Below are 17,999 nucleotides of genomic sequence, written 5' to 3'. Positions count from 1 at the left end.
GAGTTAATTATTTAACTCCTTTTTTTTGTTTTTCAGTTCTAAGTCTGTCAAAAGGTTTAATTGACATCATTTTGAATTTAAATTATTATATAAATACACTTCAATAATAAATTTTTCACCATTTTTTATTAAAAATAAAGGAGGCCATCATGCCCAAGTCCATTCAAAAACGAATTGATGAGCAGATCAAAAAATGGGAAATGGAAAAAAAAGAAGCTAAACCCATTCAGGAATTCATCAATGTTATCACCATCTCCAGGGAATGCGGTAGCCAAGGATGTGAGGTTGCGGAAAGACTTTGCTCTGAAACAGGGCTTGATCTGTTTGACAAAAAGATTCTTGAAGCCATGGTTGATATATCAAAGACCAACCGGGGCCTTTTGGAAACCTTGGATGAGCGGTCAATGAACATCGTGGATGATATTATATCAAATTTTGTAAATGAACACCATTTATGGGCAGACGAATATTCAAAACTTTTGTTGAAGATATTAACTACCATTGGCAAGCATGGAAATGCTGTTATTCTGGGAAGAGGTGCAAATTGTGTTTTAAAGGGTAAAAACGTCCTGAGAGTAAAGATCGTGGCACCCATGAATTTGCGTCGTAACCAAACTCAGAAATGTCATGGTATGAACCTGGATGACGCAATGAAGCATATGGTCAGTACCGATTCCAATAGAACAGCTTTTGTAAAAAGATATTTTAATTGTGATGCAAACGATCCTTCAAATTATGATTTGATTTTAAACACCGGAACCCTGTCCGTTGAAAAAGCAGTGCAAATCATTAAGTGTGCAATTAATTAAAATTAAACAGTTAAATTTTTCATGACCTTTTTCATTTAAAGAAAGGCCTTTCTTAACAGTTGTTTGTTTTCTAATAGAGCAAGCCGCTGTTAAATATTATTTTTTAATTTGATAAGAATAGAACTGGAATAGATATTTTTTTATGCTTGTATTATCTGTTGCCGTTTATCGTTTTGGATATCAATGTTGACAAGTCCTTCATCTTCACGGGTTTTATTAAAAGTTCCTGGACATTAATGGAATCCATCCACTCTTTTGTATAGGTTCTTTTAAACCCTGTGCAAATAATTACAGGAACATCAGGATTTCTTTTTTTTATTTCCTCAACTAACTTATCACCTGTTATCTCAGGCATTGTCAGATCTGTTATCACCAAGTCAAATTTATTTGGGTTGGTTTTGAATATCTCAAGGGCTTTAATACTGCTTGTACAGGCTGTGGTATCATATCCAAGTCTCTTAAGAAATTTTTGTTCCATGGCTACAATCTGTTCTTCATCATCTACCAGCAGGATATGCCCCGTTCCTTTTATACAATTGTTTTTAATATCCGGGAGTGATGCTTTTTCCGTGTTTGAATCAATAAGGGGCATATATATGTGAAAACAGGTTCCTTTCTCTGGTTTACTGATCACTTTAATGTCTCCTCCTGCTTTTTTAACAATTCCATGAGCAACTGCCAACCCCAGCCCAGTACCTTTTCCAGATTTTTTGGTTGTAAAATAAGGTTCAAATATTTTCAGAGCAATGTTTTTTTTCATTCCAATTCCTGTATCTGAAATTAACAATTCCAAATATCTGCCCGGTTTTAAATCCAAAAGATTATTTAAATCATCTTCTTTGATTTCTGATTCAAAAAGTTTTACTGTAAGTGTTCCACCTCGATCTTCCATGGCTTGATATGCATTGGTACACAGATTCATGATGACCTGATGAATCTGGGTTGAATCCGCCATAATGGGTCTGCAGTTCATATCAATTTGCTGAACTATATTTATGGTTGTTGGAATGGTTTTTTTTAAAAACTTAAGAGTTTCTTTTATAATAGGCTGAACCAGCACCGGGTTTGTTTCTTTTTCCGTTTTCCTGCTGAATGAGAGAATTTGATTGATCAGTTCTTTTGCCCTGTTTGATGCTTTAAGAATATTCATCAGATACTCATGGGTGTCACTGTTTTCAGCGGTATCCAAAAGCAGGATTTCAACATATCCTGTAATGGGGAAAAGAATATTGTTGAAATCATGAGCAATGCCACTTGCCAGAATACCTATGGCCTCCATTCTCTGGGTTCTGATAATATGGTCTTTCAGCCGGTTGTTTTCTTGTTCCACTGCTACTCTTTCGGTAATGTCTCCAACAACGACAATGAATCCTTCTGATAGATCAGAAGAATTCAAAGGGCAGCTTCTGAGTGAGCAATGAAAAATTGTTCCATCTTTTTTTATGCATTGGCTTGTTAATTGAGATGGTTTTAATTCAGAAAAATCAGAATAAAGCGCTTTGCCTATTCTCAGATAACTGGAATCATTCTGGTAAAACATCCTGACGTTTTTACCGATCAAATCATCATATTCATATCCAAACATTGTGTGCAAGGTTTCATTTGCCCAGTAAATTTTTCGTTGTTTAACCAGACAGATTCCTATAGGAGATGCCTGAGTTATAGCACTTAATTTTTGTTCATTTAATTTCAGTGATTGTTCAAAAGAACAATACCTTTGATAGCTGTTTTTGAATAAAAGTATGCCCCCTGTTAAAAAAATGAAAACAATAAAAAATAATGTATAATGCTCGTATCTTTCAGTTTCTTCAATGATTTCATCAAGCGCATTCATCGGGGAACAAATCGCTATAGACCAATTGGAATCAGCTGTTTTTACAGGTGAATATGCCACAAATTTTTCAATATATCCTTTTTGTTCCCGATGCCAGCCCGAGGTATAGGTATCCGTACCCTCATGGCCCTGTATCATTTTTTGCTGAATTGTTTCTATTTTTTTATATGAAAAAGCCGGGTTTTTTTTCTCTCTGGCACCAAAACTGCTTTTCCCTTCAAATTCTTTGACAGGATGCGTGAGAAAGTTACCTTTTGAATCCAGAATCCATGCATAACCGGTCTTGTCTGATATAATTGAATTTATAATTGAATTTAAAACATTCATCGGATCAAAAGATCCCACCAAAACACCTTTGATGTGGGGTGTGGCCTGATCATTGTCAAAAACAGGAATGGCGATTCTAATTCTCGGTTTATTTTCTTCATTGTAAAGAAGGCTGGAGATGGAAATTTTACCGGTTGCTATAGTTTTTTTATAAAATTCTTTCGTACCATAGTTTTTTCCAATCAATTCACGGCGAAATCCTTCACTGGGATAAATAAATGTCAAAATTCCATTAATACTTACAAACCTTATGGAGGTAACGTTCTGCAACTTATCATACAGTTTGTAAAACAAAGTATCTTGGGAGGGGATTGAAGATAGTATTTGGTTTGCATTTGCCATAAAATACAGATTTGAAATAAAATGATCAAAATAGTTTTCAATTGCGGATGCCACCAATCTTGTCTGCATCAGCTGCTGAATACCAAACTGGCCGGCAGCCATGCTCCTTAATTCACGACGGCTGTTCAGATTAATATATACTGCAATTATAATAACGCTGATTATGGTCAGGGTAATAAAGAGCAAAAATAATTTTGAAGACAGCTTCATTTTAGTTTTGCGGATTTTCATGATTTATTACCTTCTCATGATATGCCTTTCTAAGCAGGCATATCATTTGTTCCGGTTAATACATTATTTGAGATTAAAAATTTTTAAAGTCATCATCGTCATAGGAAATCAACTGGTCGGACCGAATTTCTCTTTTGCCTGACTCCATGAGTGCTGTTTGTGTTTCATAATCGGGTTTTCTTGTTCTGTTTTTCGAACCGTTGACCACAATCACCAGCTCATGAACGAGGTATTTCATTTGTTCGGCCTGAGCATTGAGTTCTTCAGAAGTACTGGCAGACTCTTCCGCAGTTGCCGCATTCTGCTGTATCACCTTGTCAACCTCAGTTACGGCAATATTGAGCTGTTCAATACCCTCGGACTGTTCTTTTGACGCTGCGGTAATTTCATTCACCAGTTCACTGGCCTTGATTGAACTTTTCGCAACCCTGGAAAATGATTCATTATTGCTGACAACCATACCAGAACCTATATTTATCTTGTTTGTAATATCTTCAATCAGGTCGGTTGTGTTTTTTGCTGCATCAGCCGCACGCATGGCAAGATTTCTTACCTCATCTGCCACAACTGCAAAACCTGCTCCTGCATCCCCTGCCCGGGCGGCTTCAACAGCGGCATTAAGGGCCAGAAGATTGGTCTGAAATGCAATTTCATCAATGGTTTTAACTATTTTGGAGGTTTCTTCGCTTGCTTTTGAAATTTCATCAATGGATTGGGTCAGCTGTCCCATGGATACGGAAGCCTGTTTTACCTCTTTGCTTACTTCCTGCATTATGTTGTTGGTCAATCCGGAATTTTCTGAATTTTGTTTGACCATGGACGATATTTGTTCAAGCGATGCAGATGTTTCCTCAATGGATGCGGCCTGTTCAGTCGACCCTTCCGCAAGGGATTGGCTGGCTGATGAAATTTGGCTGGATGCGGCGGAAACCTGTTGAGACCCGGTTTCAAGATTTTCAATGATTTGACTTAAATACCTTGTAATTCCGCGGGTAATGAAAAAAGAAAGAAATATTCCCAATCCTGCAGCTGCCAGTGTTGTCAGGCCCAGGAAAATACCGGTAAAAGATATTTGATCATTCATTTTTGCCTTTTGATTTGCCCTGGTATCACTGCATATTTTCTGAACCGCCCTGGCTGATGCCACCATTTGATCAGTTGCTGATACTTGTTGCTCTTTACAATGAACTACATTATCAAAAGCAGTTTTATATATCTCGAAAGAATTGATAATACTATTAATTTTTTGCTTTGATTCGTCAGACTGAACAACTGATTTTAAATTTTCAGCAAGCTCTATAATTTTTTTTGAAAATTTGGAAACCTTATCAATAGAAACCGTATCCTCTCTTAAAAGAAAATTTTTTTCCTGACGGCGGCATTGTAAAAGATTTTGAATAATCAAATTGGTATCATCTGCCCATTTAAGCCTTGAATTAAGGATTTCAGCAGATGCCCCGTCTTTTTGTAACTGATAGTATTGCTCCCGCTGGATACGATGAATTTCAGCGGCGTTTTTTTCCATAAGCCTGGCACTTTGAACCATTTTATCATCAACACTTATAAGTTTTTGGATTTTTCCGTTAAGGCCGACATAAGTGGAAAAACCTTGTTCATAATGGTTTACTTGTGACAGGATATCATCCATCTTATTTTTATTTTCAAGGTCAGTAAATTCTTCTTTTGTTGACAGGATCTGTTGTTTAAGGTCCTTAATATTTTCGTTCACCTTTTCCACATATGTTGTTTTTTCCCTGATAATATAATTTTTTTCGTGCCGTCGGGTTTCCAGCATGATTTTAACCATTTGGTTCACGTCATCGGCAATATGGACCCTGTCAACAACAGAGGTATTGGTATAATAACCAGCATACGCCACAAGGCCGCATAGGATAATCAGCAGTCCTGCCAGACCCATAATCTTTGTTCCTAATTTCATATTTTTAAACATTGATTATTCCTTTATTTTAATCCAAATTTGTATTTATTCCATCAGAATGCTCACTTCCCAATATGATGGCCATACAATTTGCATACCATGTTTTATTTAAATATTAATATACTAAGGGTTGAACATAAGGGACTTTTTGAATTTATTTAATCATATCAAATTATTAAGGTTTCATCTGTGCGGAATTGAACAAGTTGTTGCTACCATCCGGTTTAAAATAGGATGCTTAAATTGCTTTGACAGATGTCAGGATTATTTTCAAAGTGTAAATGATTTCTACTTTTGTTTGAATGATGTTAAAAAAAATATTCTATTAGCAAGCAGGAAAGTTTCCAAAGCAATAACAACGATTAAAAGTATTTTTACAGGGCTTTAGCAGTTGCAAAAAAGAAGGGAAAAATGGTATTCAGTTAGAGTATAAATAATGGCAACAACCCGTAACAGCAGGTTATATATAATGAAACCGCAAGAGATTGAAGATTTAAGTTTTAAGATAATCGAAAAAGAAGTCGGGGACCACTCATTCAGTGATGATCAGTGGCCCATTGTCAGGCGAATGATTCATACATCGGCAGACTTTGAATATATTCAGACGATAAGGTTTTATCCTGATGCGGTCCAAAAAGGAATACAGGCTATTCAAAGGGGCTGTCATATCATTACAGACACCAATATGGCCCGTGTGGGAATCAGGAAAAAAGAAATTCATGAATTTGGCGGCAATGTTTCTTGCCTGATCGCAGACGAAGCGGTTGCAAAAAAAGCAAAAGAGGCTGGTTCCACAAGGGCCTTGGCAGCTGTTGATATGGCGTGTGAAAAGATGGAAGGCGGCATTTATGTGGTGGGTAATGCCCCAACCGCACTGTTAAGGTTGATAGAATTGATAAAAGATAAAAAAGCAAATCCTGCCATGGTGATTGGATTTCCTGTGGGATTTGTGAATGCAGCTGAATCCAAGGATGAATTGATGGCACTTGATTTTCCCTACATTACCAACAAGGGAAGAAAAGGCGGATCAAATATTGCCGCAAGTATTGTCAATGCACTTGCCATAATGGCGGTTGAGGCCAGATAAACTGCTAGAATAAACAACTGGAGGATATTATCAAAGGTTTTGTCATTGGTGCCACCGGCAGCGGAACCGGGAAAACCACAATAAGTCTTGCTATTTTGTCATATCTTGCTGACATGGGAATTAAAGTGGCCCCGTTTAAGGTTGGGCCTGATTTTATTGATCCCGGCCACCATACCAAAATTGCAGGAAAAACAAGTATTAATCTGGATTCCTGGATGCTTTCCAAAGAATATAATACCCGGATTTTCAATGAAAACACAGCAGGTTATGATATGGCTGTGATTGAAGGTGTTATGGGGCTTTTTGACGGATTTGACGGTCTTTCAGATGCAGGCTCCACCGCTCAGATAGCCAAATGGCTGGATTTGCCGGTAGTATTGATCGTCAGTGCCAGGGGAAAGGCAAGAAGTGCGGCTGCCATTGTCAAAGGCTTTGAAACCTTTGATCCTGATTTGAAAATTGCCGGTGTCATATTCACCAAGACCGGAAGTCTGCGGCATTATGACTATTTGAAAAAAGCGGTGGAACAAAGCTGTACAACAAAATGCCTTGGATTTATGCCGAAAAATGACCGTATAGTGATGCCGGAAAGGCATCTGGGACTGGTTACGGCGGAAGAAATGGAAATCAGCAGAGAGGTTTTATCATTGCTCTCCGATATGGTCAGGGATCATATTGATATGAAAGGGTTGATCCAGTCACTTGAATCTTTTGAAACATTGGCAGACACGCAGCCAAAAATCGCTGATCTGTCCGTGGAAAAGGGTCCGGTAATTGCTGTTGCCAGGGATAAGGCTTTTTGTTTTTACTACCCGGATAATTTAGACCTTTTGAAAAAGGCCGGGGCAAGAATTGTTGAATTTTCACCCTTGAATGATGACAGGCTGCCACAGAATATTGACGGGATTTATTTTGGCGGCGGATACCCGGAAGTGTTTGCTGAAAAATTGTCTGAAAAAAACCTGCTGTTAAAGGAAATCAAGGAAAAAAGCATATCCGGCATGCCCATTTACGGTGAATGCGGTGGATTTATGTTTCTTTGCAATAAAGTGTCAGGCATGGATGAAACTCAATCATATTTTATGTCCGGCTGTTTTAATTTGAACGTTCAAATGTCAAAGCGTCTTCGTTCGCTTGGGTACAGGGAAATAACGTTAAAGCAAGATACAATTATCGGAAAAAAAGGGGATGTTTTGCGGGGGCATGAATTTCATTATTCATCCCTGGAAAATCCCGACAGCGATACTGCAAATGTATATCATGTGACCTCCCGTGCAGGGCAGGATATTTCCCTGCACGGTTATCAGGTATCAAACACCCTGGGCAGTTATCTTCATATTCATTTTGGAAGCAGCAAAGGTTGTGCAAAACAATTTGTGGACTGCTGCAAAAAGTTTAAGAATAAAAAAACATAAAGCTTTTTTTTTCAGTTTATATGATTTTATATCTTAACTGGAAATTCTGTTGTTTTATAAAGCTCTTTTTTTATTAAAGTTCTATATTTTTTTATTATTAATTGTATGTTACGGAGAACCCCCTTTTGTCTATTTATCATAAAACCAAGAAAATAATTTGAATCTAATAAAAGAGCAATTATCCAAACCTTGCTTGTCTTGACAACAATCAAATCTTCTTCAAATTCACCCCATTCATCTAATTCTCCGGTCCATCTTTCTATCATACTCATAATTACTGCAAATTTTGCCGAAAAAGCATCACTGTTTGTCTCATTAGTATTGTATTCAGCTATACTAATTCCATCCATCCCAATAATATTTATAATCAAGCTGCCATCTAATTTTTGTGAAATTTCTTGTAATATTTTTTTTAAACTATTCATAAAAATAGATTAGACTCCAACCACCTCTTTTAATAATGCAACTATTTTGGATAAATATTTTTTCATAATTACCCGGGCAAATCCCAGATTACCTTTTTTTGTTATTGCAAGGCCATGATAGTAACCTGTATTACCTAATATCGATACTAATAGGATAACTTTGTCAGTAGATATTAAAATTTCCTCGGTAGAACCAGCATTATCAGAACCACCAAGTGCATTAAGCCCTATTTCAGTTGACTTAATAACATCTGCAAAAGCCGCAGAAGCTGCAGCGGTATCAAATTCAGTAAGTATGGAATCTCCCGCAACAGACATGCCCGTTGAAATTTCCACAATACTTGTTGATATATATTCAGGTATCTCATCACGGAATTTTAATAGAATTAAATCTAATTTTGATTTAGACATATCGGGCTCCTTGTTGTTATTATTTATTGGATTTTCTTTTATATTAACCGGTTTTAATATAGAATCGGTTATCTCATTGGTTTGTTCTATTTCATCAGAGTTCTTTTCATCTTTATCTTTTGAATTTTCTAAAAGTAGAGCCATTATACTGGTATTTATTTTATTCTTTATTTTTTTAGAAGGTAATTTTTTTAGATTAAGAGTTACTTTTTCCAAATTAAGCATTTTGATAGCGGCTTTTATGCCTACTCTATTTCCAAAAATTGCATCGTATAAAATTCCATTTTTTATAAAATAATAACCTGGTTTATTACCGTTGCTTATAACTTCAAGAAGACATGTTTTCTGGTCTAACGATAGGATTTGAAGAAATGTTTCTATTGAAATTCCGGTTGCAGACCCCTGATCTTCAATAATTTTCAAGCCCTCAATTATTGACTTTGCCATTTTTTCAAAGACTATAGGTTTTTTAAAAATTTTATATACACCTATTGAATCAAGCGATTTTTTAACTTTTGATATACCATATCTACTCGTTAAAATTATGGTAATGGCTGGAAATTTTAAATCAATATAGCTCAATAGCTCAAGTTCATCTGTTTTAGGTATTTTAAAATCGAGAACTATAAGATCAATTGGTATCTCATTTAAAATGTCTATGGCATTTTTATTATTTTTTGTTCTGACTACCGAGAAAATTTTCTGATAATCTCTTAGAACTTCAGTAAGATGTTTAACAAAGTCTTCTTCACTATCAACTATCAATACATTTTTCATAATATAATTATTACTTTTTTATTGTTAATTGAATTACTGTAGATATTAAAAACAAACTATTTAGTTGTGTTTATAAATTCAATATCTTTTATATTTAAAACATCAGACTTTTAAAAATTTTTTTTGATAATTTTGAATTTTATTACTTAGCTGATATCTTATATCATGACTTTTTACTACTGTCTAAAAAAAAATATTATTTTTTATATTAAAGTTTTCAAAAATTTAAACAGTGACTTTCAATCTTTATGGTCTGTCAGGCATAAAGATCCGCTGCGCCATCAGAGCGGACCGTCAAATCAGTTGTCGGGAATTTACTTGTCAGGGATTTTTTCAATCTCGCTCCTGGCGCGGAAATGCGTGAAATTATGAAACACCGTTACAAGAAAAAAGGATGTTTCAAAAAGCATATCTGCGAATGGAATCGGAAAGGCTGATATCAAAACCTTTTAACACCGTGGCAAAAGAATAAAATATCAACTGAATTATAAAAATCAGTGAGAGGTGCGCTCATGCGCACTCTAAAAAACTTGTGACTGACGAGTTAAAAAAGTTACGCTATTTACTTTACAATAGTTTTGTAACCCTATAATCTTGGATTTTAATCCTGAAAATGATAAAATAATTTATTTGGTGAAATATAGTAGAACTAATCAACTGGAGTGAACTCTATAATGGATAACAGATACAATTATTATTGAATAATGTCATATTTAGAATTGAAAATTAAGAAGTATTAGATTTTTTTAAATTGGTGATTTTAATTTAAGCATAGTGAATTATAATGCGAATACTCAATAAAAAGGTTAGTTATTTTACTGAAACAGAAAAGAACAAAAATAAAAATGTCATCCAAAACACTTAAAAAAGGGTTTACAACCGGTGCTGCTGCAGCAGCTGCCGTAAAAGCCGCCTTGCTCTCTTTTTTTTTTCAAGACCCTGATTTCGTCGAAATTTTTTTTCTGACCGGTGAAAAAAAAAAAATTGATATTAAATCCATAAAAAAAATATCGGAAAACACGGTAGAAGCCCTTGTTATAAAAGATGCAGGCGATGATCCTGATATCACCCACAAGGCTGAAATCGGGGCTCGTGTAACCGTTTCTGATTCAAATGAATTTGCCATACAGATCATCGGCGGAAAAGGGGTTGGAACCGTAACCAAACCAGGTCTTGAATTACCGGTAGGAGAATCTGCAATAAATCCCGGACCCCGGACCATGATCCAAAATTCAGTAGCAGATGTGTTTGACCGGTTTAATGTTCGCCAAAAAAAGGTGGACGTAGAAATTTTTGTTCCACAAGGGGAGGTTCTTGCCCAAAAAACCCTTAATGCCCGGCTGGGCATTTTAGGGGGGATTTCTATTCTGGGAACCACAGGTCTTGTCACCCCCATGTCCCATGATGCTTATATTGCAACGATCAAATCAAGCATTTGTGTTGCGGCTGCTATGGGTATTGACACGCTTGTTTTTACCACGGGCAGACGAAGCGAACGCTTTGCCATGGAAATTTTTAAATCATTTGGCGAAGAGGCTTTTATCCAGACCGGGGATTTTTTTAAGGCATCCCTTGATATGGCACGGCTCAATTCAGGGATTCATTCCATTATATACACAGTGTTTTTCGGCAAGGCGGTTAAAATGGCCCTGGGGTTTGAACATACACATGCGGCCAAATCGGAACTGACCTTGAAAAAATTGTCAACATGGGCACTGGATATAACAGGGAACCGGAAGCTGAAAAGTCTTATTTGCAGAGCTAATACAGCCCGTCATGCGTTTTCGTACATCTATCCTGAATACCCGGAACTTATGGTTTATGTGGGTAAAAAAATAATACAGACGGCAACCCGGTTTTCAGACCATAAACTTAAGATCAGGATCATGATCCTTGATTTTGACGGAACCATTGCCTTTGATTCAAGATAAAACAAGTCAGGCAACCCTCTATATGGAGTTTCTCATAATCCAATACAATGGTGCATAAGAAAAAAATTTAAGGAAAACTTCCATGAAAAAATATAAATCCGATGCAAAAACAGTTCTGAACCGGCTGGGTAAATTATCCGGTTTTTTAACCGATCTGGATGCCAATGCCAACAAAAACGATGGGTTTGAGTTCCCTTTGGAAATTATCCGGCAAACTATGATGTTTGATGTCAGTGTACTGTACAAGGTCTCCAATGTTATTGAAAATCGTCTGATTCTGGAAATTGTAAAAATTCTGGATCCTGACGGTCTGCGGCCTGATCTGGAGGAAGGCAGAAAATTGAGACTTTTTCTGGATGATCCGGATATGATACATATCAATGAGGTGAAAGCCTTTTTAAACAAAAGGGTTTCACATATCAATGTAGCTGGAGTGGGGTGTGATATTATTGGCTATGTCCATTTTCCGGAAAGTTGTGGAGGTGCCTATCTTGTTGGCGGAGATTTTTGTGGAAACGAGTCTTCTGTAAAAGATTATGAAGTTGCATGTGTTGAAATCATGTGTAATCTTTTAAGTGCGATTCTGTTGAAAATTCAGTTTAAATATCAGGCTGAATATGACAATCTCACCGGGCTTTTCAATAGTGCTAAAATTAAACAAAAAGTTGAAATCATATTAAAACGGTTTGAAAGAAAATCCGCTTCAATTGCCTGTATCGCCATGGGGGACATTGATTTTTTCAAAAAAATCAATGATACTTATGGGCATATTCAGGGTGATCTGGTCTTAAAAAAGGTCGGTGATCTGCTGTCAAATTCCATGAGAGGGGTTTTTGATGTTGCCGGGCGTTATGGAGGGGAGGAATTTTTATTGATTTTTGATGAAGCCGATGAAAAAAAAACGTTTCAGATTATAGAACGGCTTCGGAAAATCATTTCAGACACCAAGTTTGAAAAAATGGATAGAACAGGAAAAATTCTGAATAATGAATATTTAAATATTACAATGTCTTTTGGGATATCTCAACTTTCCAAAGATTCGGGTATAAAAATAGTAACCGACTGGATCAGCCGGGCAGATATTGCCCTGTATGAATCCAAGCAAAACGGAAGAAACAAAACAAGCGTATATAGGGATATATAAACAATGAACATTAACATTTCCTCCATTGGAATTATTCATACCCCTTTTGACAGCCTGAAGGGCATGCCCATACAGCCGTCCGGTGCAGATAAAGTAACGGGAACCATTGTTATTAACAAAGAATATGAACTGGGGTTAAAAGATCTGGAAGGATTTTCCCATCTTATTCTTTTGTATAATTTTCATCAGTCAAAAGGGTATGATTTGATATTAACCCCTTTTCTGGATGATCAAAAACGAGGGGTTTTTTCCACACGGGCTCCTAGGCGGCCTAATCCCATCGGGTTGTCAATTGTCAATTTGCTTAAAATAGAAGGCAATAGATTAACTATTAAAGGAATTGATGTGCTTGACGGCACCCCGTTAATTGATATCAAACCCTATGTCCCGGAATTTGATTCAAAAGCTGTGACAGCCGTTGGCTGGCTTGAAAAAACTCAGAAAAATGCCACTTTTTTAAAATCCGATGACCGGTTTGTTTAAAACCTGATGCCTTTTGTTGTGGCAGCTTGATCTGACGTGGCCGTTAGTAAAAAATGCCGGTAGACCTCAGGTTGACAAATCTGTTAAAGTATACAAGTTGACGGTTAATCAATTATTTATAAAGGAGTCAATAATGGGAAAATTGATAAAAGAAGATGACAATAAGGGCAGATTGCATATTGATACCCCCCTTATGGGAGAATCACTTGTGAGCAAGCAATTTTTAAAAACAACCGAATCCAAGGATTATTTCAGGATGCACCCGGACATCAATATTCTGAAGATTGGTGGTCAAAGTATCATGGACAGGGGTAGAGCCATGTTACCTATTGTTGACGAATTGATAAAATTAAAGGAAGAATATAAGCTTCTGCTGATGACCGGTGGCGGGACCCGGGCCAGACATGTGTACAATATCGGTGTGGACCTGGGAATGCCTACAGGGGTTTTATCAAAACTGGGTGATAAGGTTTCCTGGCAGAATGCGGAAATGCTCTCTGTTCTTCTGGCAAAACACGGGGGTGTGAAAATCGGTCATGGCGATCATCTGGAACAATTGACCATGTTCTGCAAGGAGGGATACCTTCCCATCACAACAGGAATACCGCCCTATGGTTTTTTTGAACATCCGGCTGAATTTGGTTCCATTCCTCCACATCGAACTGACTGCGGTGCATTTTTGCTGGCAGAGAATATCGGTGCCCGGTCTCTTATTTATTTGAAAGATGAAAAAGGTCTTTTTGAGAATGATCCGAAAAAGGCGGGAAAGAACGCCAAGGATTTAAAATTTTATGGTAAAATTTCTGTGGATGAACTGATAGAACTGGATCTGGATGATCTGATAATTGAACGTCCTATCTTAACAATGCTTAAACACTCAAAGTGTTTGAAAGAACTCCAGATTATTGATGCCCTTAACCATCCGGAGTTTATTCGAGATGCACTGGATGGAAAACAAGTAGGTACGATTATCTATAAATAATAAATTCAAATCCGGCACGATATTACAGCTTTTTTTAACATCGTGCCGGATCTTGATTATTTACCGGAACCATCCTTTTTACCCATGCCATGACCCGGCAGATAGACGATCTGTGCGCCGGTTTCAGTGGCAATGGCTTCAAGTTCGACTTTTCTGATATGCTTTGAATAGAGTTTAATGTCATTTCCACTTACGCCGACAACCCTCAGCCGTGGTTTTTTCTCTCCTTTTTCGATTTTTCGTCGTTCTCTTACAAATATTTTACTCATGACCCCCTCCTTTTGTTAAATCCTAATTGTTGAATGGCTATATATTATATGATATTAATTAATATCATATAATAATAGAATATATCCTTTAAGGATATATGTCAAGGAGTAGTATATATGCGAGATGAAAAAAGTCTTAAGCCTGGTTCCGGGCGGCAGGAAAGATATATTCAAGCATCAATTTTATTGGGATTAAGTTTAAAGCCTTCTTATGGATATGAATTGATCAGCACTATTCAGTCCTATGGGTTTATTCAGGGAGACGCTCCACCGGGAATGGTATACCGGCATTTGCGGCAAATGGAAGAAGATAATCTGCTGCAGTCTGAATGGGAAACAAAACAAGCCGGTGCTGCAAAAAGAATTTATACGATTACACAAGAAGGCAAAGAAGTGTTATCCTATTGGATAAAATTTATGGTAAAAAAAGCCCAACAACTGAATGATTTTGTTCAAATGTATCATGATGCCCAACAAAAATAACTCTTCAATCTGGAGTGTGAGTTGCAAAACAATGACATGACCCTTAAGGCTGCTGCCCTGACTATTTTTATCTGCATTCTTTTTGGTGCCAATCCCGTGGCCATCAAATTTTGTCTGACCGGTTTAGGTGCGTTTACTGCAGCAGGCATAAGGTTTGCTATTGCGGCTGTCGTGATTTTTATCTGGGCGAGAGTTAACCAGATACCTTTAAAAATAAATCATAAGCAAGTGGGGCAGATGCTTATATTGTCTGCCATTTTTGTGGTACAGCTCTCCTGCTTTTATAATGGTATTGATAAAACAACAGCCTCCCACGGGGCATTGATATCTAATATTTTACCTTTTGTAGTATTGGTTCTTGCCCATATTTTTATACCGGGCGATACTATTACCTTAAAAAAAGGGATTGGTATAACTTTTGGATTTATCGGTGTTTTGTTTCTGTTTTTTGATGAACAGGACCTGACCGGTGATTTTAAGAGAGGAGATCTGATCGTTTTGATGGCAATCTTGCTGTGGAGTTCAAATGCCATTTTTGTAAAACGTATCATTTCCCAATATAATGTGTTTCAAATTACCATATATCCCATGATTTTCAGTAACCCTTTCTTTTTTCTCTTTGGTTTTTTATGGGATGAACACATGATACAAATGATGAACCCTACAATTATTACCGCACTGCTGTATCAATCCATTGTAACGGCAGCTTTCGGGTTTATTGCCTGGAACAGCCTGCTGCAAAAATTCGGGGCCACATCCTTGCATTCCTTTATCTTTATCATGCCCCTGGCCGGGGTTGTTTTTGGTGTCCTGCTTTTGGGCGAAGCTGTTACACCTCATCTCACCGCATCCATTGTTTTTATTGTCACAGGGGTGATTATTGTTAATTTAAGAAGAAAAAAAACGGTCGTATCAGTTCTTTAAACAGTGTTCTTTTGCTTCATCTTGTGATTGATAGGCATAAAAACAATGATCCTGTACATCTGGAAATAAGCTCTTTTTTTCAGTGAACTCTTTTTTTTCAGAAGATAATATCAAGACAGTATCAGCATTTTTAAGCATGGCGTTAAGATGCAAATCCAATACAAACTTTGGATCTGGATGAATTATGATACAGCAGGTGTCTTTTAGTTCCTGGAAAAGAAACAGGCCGTCAAAAATATTTTGAATAACGGCAACTTTTTCTTTTTTTTCTCCCAGAACCATTGTTGGGGTAACGCTTCCAGGAATAATGGTTGTTTTGTTATCTTGGCTTTCATCATATGGATGGATAAAAATGGATTTTAGTTCTTTTTTAACAATAAACGGAATAACTATCCCCGAGGCAAGAAATAATTTTTCATCTTTTTTTAAATTTGTTTCAATACCCCAGTTTTTAATGGATCTGGTCTGTCCGAATTTGTTCCAGCCTATCAGAGCATCTTTTATAAATTGATTGTTAAGACCCCGGGTAAACAAAAATGCCTGGGGGTCTTCATTGTTTTTTCCCCAAAGATGACGGTGGGACCGGACCACAAACGCCATGGCTTTTTGTTTCCACACGGCTCTATTAAAAAAGCGGTTATATGACATTTTTTTTCTCCCTGAAAATGATAGCTGATGAGACATTTGTAAAAACAGGTATCATATTGTTTAAATGATCTCTTTATAGATAAAAAAAAGATACAAGCAGGTCAGGATTATTCCGGCAAACCGTGGCAGTTTTCCTGAAACAGCAGTAAATAAAAAGTGTCCAGCCGAAGCTCCCATAATAATGAAAAGTGCCATTTCAAACGATGGAGGCACTGTGATGGGTGAAAACAGGGCAAAAAGTCCAATGCAAAGGGGAATGCAGATATGGCAGTCACCGATCTGGGAAGAATAGGCAATGTCAGCGCGTTGAATCGCAGCATAATATACAGCTAAAAAAGCATTGGGAAGCACCATTAGAATGCCGCTTAAAAGTCCCAGGTTTGTTTTGGAGAAAAATCCGGTGCCATGAAGTAAAATCCATTGAATGAGATTATCAATACTTGAAAAAATTCCCCAGGCAAAAATGGCAATAAGAATAAAATCCAAGAAAATTCTTTTTTTAATGGTTTTTGCTTTTCGAGTGTTATTTTTTAATACATCAAACATATGGTACAATTGCCAGAAAAAAAAGATTCCCATCAGCATTATTCCATCGGCAGAACTGATTTTTCCATCTCTTGATACAAGAAAGACTGCCGCACAAAAAAAGATCATGGCAAGAATGCTGAATAATAATGACAGGTGGTTTATTTTCATTTCGCCACGGGGCTGCTCGTTGCCATGGAATAAATTCAAACCCCACAGTATGGAAGGAAGAGCAAGGACAATAGTCAGGGTAGTCACATTGTTCACCAGGCAGTTTTCAAGCACCACGGCTCCGTTTGATCCTTGTCTGGCAATCAGATAAGCAAAGCACAGGTTTGGAAAACCGCTGAAATAGGGCATGACAAGGGTGCCGATAAGGGTGCCTTCAAAGCCATTTTTTTCAACGGCATTGAGCCTGAAAATCATTAAAAAGGAACAGGAGATAAAACATAGCAGCAGTTGCCACCATCCAGGGGTTAGCAACAGCTCCACGCAAGCCTGAAGACCTTTAATGTTTTTAATGCTGGTAAGAAATGATACTGCGTGTGATATTAAATCATTCAATCCCTGATTTCCAAAATTAAGATTAAAAGGTGTTGAATGAATAAAGGATTGCAAGATGTAAATCAAGGATTTATCATCATCTAATAATAAATTATCTATTAATTAAGTAAGATAGGTTTTTTATTAATTTTTTATTAAAAAAGTGTTTGACATTGAATAAGAATTAATGCATTATCTGCCGGTCTTCACGAGAGACGGATTGAGTTTTCTCGGGGAGATTTTTTTTGATCTTTGAAAATTGGTCAGTGAGAAATTTTAAAGCGGGTCTTAAAACAAGACCTTAAAGAGTTTAGAAGTATCAAGGATTATAACTGGAGAGTTTGATCCTGGCTCAGAATGAACGCTGGCGGCGTGCTTAACACATGCAAGTCGAACGAGAAAGGGATTGCTTGCAATCCTGAGTAGAGTGGCGCACGGGTGAGTAACACGTAGATAATCTACCTTCAAGC

General features: G+C 37.0%; 16 protein-coding genes and 1 rRNA gene. 10 read left to right on the top strand and 7 right to left on the bottom strand.

The annotated features are described in order from the left end of the window. Nucleotides 1-149: 149 nt before the first annotated feature. Nucleotides 150-809, top strand: coding sequence for a cytidylate kinase-like family protein (locus BLT94_RS19935; protein WP_092238094.1), 660 nt, complete (start codon nucleotides 150-152; stop codon nucleotides 807-809). Nucleotides 810-960: 151 nt separating this feature from the next. Here BLT94_RS19935 and BLT94_RS19930 read toward each other — a convergent pair whose 3' ends face one another. Next, nucleotides 961-3,543, bottom strand: a complete 2,583-nt coding sequence (locus BLT94_RS19930) for a hybrid sensor histidine kinase/response regulator (RefSeq protein WP_092238092.1) — start codon at nucleotides 3,541-3,543, stop codon at nucleotides 961-963. Between the two features lie 73 nt (nucleotides 3,544-3,616). Further along, on the bottom strand, nucleotides 3,617-5,494 hold the full coding sequence (locus BLT94_RS19925; protein WP_092238085.1) for a methyl-accepting chemotaxis protein: 1,878 nt from the start codon (nucleotides 5,492-5,494) through the stop codon (nucleotides 3,617-3,619). Nucleotides 5,495-5,951: 457 nt separating this feature from the next. Between BLT94_RS19925 and BLT94_RS19915 the strand changes: the two genes are divergently transcribed. Then, complete coding sequence (locus BLT94_RS19915; RefSeq protein WP_092238079.1) at nucleotides 5,952-6,569, top strand: precorrin-8X methylmutase; 618 nt, start codon at nucleotides 5,952-5,954, stop codon at nucleotides 6,567-6,569. 17 nt (nucleotides 6,570-6,586) lie between these two features. Beyond that, nucleotides 6,587-7,984, top strand: coding sequence for a cobyrinate a,c-diamide synthase (locus BLT94_RS19910; protein ID WP_322787308.1), 1,398 nt, complete (start codon nucleotides 6,587-6,589; stop codon nucleotides 7,982-7,984). A 26-nt stretch (nucleotides 7,985-8,010) separates the two neighbouring features. On the opposite strand, the gene BLT94_RS19905 is transcribed toward BLT94_RS19910, so the two are convergent. Next, entirely contained in the window at nucleotides 8,011-8,409 is a 399-nt protein-coding gene (locus tag BLT94_RS19905; protein ID WP_092238074.1) for a roadblock/LC7 domain-containing protein, read from the bottom strand. Nucleotides 8,410-8,418: 9 nt separating this feature from the next. Continuing rightward, complete coding sequence (locus BLT94_RS19900; protein ID WP_092238071.1) at nucleotides 8,419-9,597, bottom strand: response regulator; 1,179 nt, start codon at nucleotides 9,595-9,597, stop codon at nucleotides 8,419-8,421. A gap of 845 nt (nucleotides 9,598-10,442) precedes the next feature. On the opposite strand from BLT94_RS19900, the gene cbiD reads away from it, so the two are divergent. The 4 genes from cbiD (at nucleotide 10,443) to BLT94_RS19880 (ending at nucleotide 14,137) form a co-directional block, all read left to right on the top strand. Beyond that, nucleotides 10,443-11,528 carry a cobalt-precorrin-5B (C(1))-methyltransferase CbiD gene (gene cbiD, locus BLT94_RS19895; RefSeq protein ID WP_092238068.1) on the top strand — a complete coding sequence of 362 codons (1,086 nt, stop codon included), beginning with the start codon at nucleotides 10,443-10,445 and terminating at the stop codon, nucleotides 11,526-11,528. Between the two features lie 82 nt (nucleotides 11,529-11,610). Beyond that, entirely contained in the window at nucleotides 11,611-12,672 is a 1,062-nt protein-coding gene (locus BLT94_RS19890) for a GGDEF domain-containing protein (RefSeq protein WP_092238065.1), read from the top strand. A gap of 3 nt (nucleotides 12,673-12,675) precedes the next feature. Next, nucleotides 12,676-13,155: a tRNA (N6-threonylcarbamoyladenosine(37)-N6)-methyltransferase TrmO gene (gene tsaA / locus BLT94_RS19885; RefSeq protein ID WP_092238062.1), complete on the top strand. Its 480-nt coding sequence runs from the start codon at nucleotides 12,676-12,678 to the stop codon at nucleotides 13,153-13,155. Between the two features lie 133 nt (nucleotides 13,156-13,288). Further along, nucleotides 13,289-14,137, top strand: a complete 849-nt coding sequence (locus tag BLT94_RS19880) for an amino acid kinase family protein (RefSeq protein WP_014955539.1) — start codon at nucleotides 13,289-13,291, stop codon at nucleotides 14,135-14,137. Nucleotides 14,138-14,193: 56 nt separating this feature from the next. On the opposite strand, the gene BLT94_RS19875 is transcribed toward BLT94_RS19880, so the two are convergent. Beyond that, nucleotides 14,194-14,406, bottom strand: a complete 213-nt coding sequence (locus tag BLT94_RS19875; RefSeq protein ID WP_014955540.1) for a hypothetical protein — start codon at nucleotides 14,404-14,406, stop codon at nucleotides 14,194-14,196. A gap of 117 nt (nucleotides 14,407-14,523) precedes the next feature. Here BLT94_RS19875 and BLT94_RS19870 point away from each other — a divergent pair, with 117 nt between their 5' ends. Both BLT94_RS19870 and BLT94_RS19865 read left to right on the top strand, forming a co-directional pair. Beyond that, nucleotides 14,524-14,889, top strand: a complete 366-nt coding sequence (locus tag BLT94_RS19870; RefSeq protein WP_014955541.1) for a PadR family transcriptional regulator — start codon at nucleotides 14,524-14,526, stop codon at nucleotides 14,887-14,889. 21 nt (nucleotides 14,890-14,910) lie between these two features. Next, nucleotides 14,911-15,813 (top strand): DMT family transporter, encoded by a 903-nt coding sequence (locus BLT94_RS19865; RefSeq protein WP_092238059.1) that lies wholly within the window; start codon nucleotides 14,911-14,913, stop codon nucleotides 15,811-15,813. Here BLT94_RS19865 and BLT94_RS19860 read toward each other — a convergent pair. Both BLT94_RS19860 and BLT94_RS19855 read right to left on the bottom strand, forming a co-directional pair. Next, entirely contained in the window at nucleotides 15,802-16,461 is a 660-nt protein-coding gene (locus BLT94_RS19860) for a hypothetical protein (protein WP_092238056.1), read from the bottom strand. The two genes, BLT94_RS19865 and BLT94_RS19860, sit on opposite strands and share 12 nt — an antisense overlap. Nucleotides 16,462-16,521: 60 nt before the next feature. Further along, a complete protein-coding gene (locus BLT94_RS19855) occupies nucleotides 16,522-17,550 on the bottom strand; it encodes a sodium:calcium symporter (protein ID WP_139169086.1) in 1,029 nt (342 codons plus the stop codon). 308 nt (nucleotides 17,551-17,858) lie between these two features. Between BLT94_RS19855 and BLT94_RS19850 the strand changes: the two genes are divergently transcribed. After that, nucleotides 17,859-17,999: ribosomal RNA gene (locus BLT94_RS19850) — 16S ribosomal RNA — on the top strand; the annotation flags it as partial.

The sequence above is a fragment of the Desulfobacula phenolica genome (assembly GCF_900105645.1).
Classification (GTDB): domain Bacteria; phylum Desulfobacterota; class Desulfobacteria; order Desulfobacterales; family Desulfobacteraceae; genus Desulfobacula; species Desulfobacula toluolica.
This window is presented reverse-complemented; position numbering and strand designations above follow the sequence as displayed.

Bases quoted from the DNA above. Each gene is read 5' to 3' on its own strand.
- BLT94_RS19925 (WP_092238085.1), bottom strand. From the start codon at position 5,494: ATGTTTAAAAATATGAAATTAGGAACAAAGATTATGGGTCTGGCAGGA.
- BLT94_RS19905 (WP_092238074.1), bottom strand. From the start codon at position 8,409: ATGAATAGTTTAAAAAAAATATTACAAGAAATTTCACAAAAATTAGAT.
- BLT94_RS19870 (WP_014955541.1), top strand. From the start codon at position 14,524: ATGCGAGATGAAAAAAGTCTTAAGCCTGGTTCCGGGCGGCAGGAAAGA.
- tsaA (WP_092238062.1), top strand. From the start codon at position 12,676: ATGAACATTAACATTTCCTCCATTGGAATTATTCATACCCCTTTTGAC.
- BLT94_RS19875 (WP_014955540.1), bottom strand. From the start codon at position 14,406: ATGAGTAAAATATTTGTAAGAGAACGACGAAAAATCGAAAAAGGAGAG.
- cbiD (WP_092238068.1), top strand. From the start codon at position 10,443: ATGTCATCCAAAACACTTAAAAAAGGGTTTACAACCGGTGCTGCTGCA.
- BLT94_RS19890 (WP_092238065.1), top strand. From the start codon at position 11,611: ATGAAAAAATATAAATCCGATGCAAAAACAGTTCTGAACCGGCTGGGT.
- BLT94_RS19880 (WP_014955539.1), top strand. From the start codon at position 13,289: ATGGGAAAATTGATAAAAGAAGATGACAATAAGGGCAGATTGCATATT.
- BLT94_RS19915 (WP_092238079.1), top strand. From the start codon at position 5,952: ATGAAACCGCAAGAGATTGAAGATTTAAGTTTTAAGATAATCGAAAAA.
- BLT94_RS19900 (WP_092238071.1), bottom strand. From the start codon at position 9,597: ATGAAAAATGTATTGATAGTTGATAGTGAAGAAGACTTTGTTAAACAT.
- BLT94_RS19935 (WP_092238094.1), top strand. From the start codon at position 150: ATGCCCAAGTCCATTCAAAAACGAATTGATGAGCAGATCAAAAAATGG.
- BLT94_RS19930 (WP_092238092.1), bottom strand. From the start codon at position 3,543: ATGAAAATCCGCAAAACTAAAATGAAGCTGTCTTCAAAATTATTTTTG.
- BLT94_RS19860 (WP_092238056.1), bottom strand. From the start codon at position 16,461: ATGTCATATAACCGCTTTTTTAATAGAGCCGTGTGGAAACAAAAAGCC.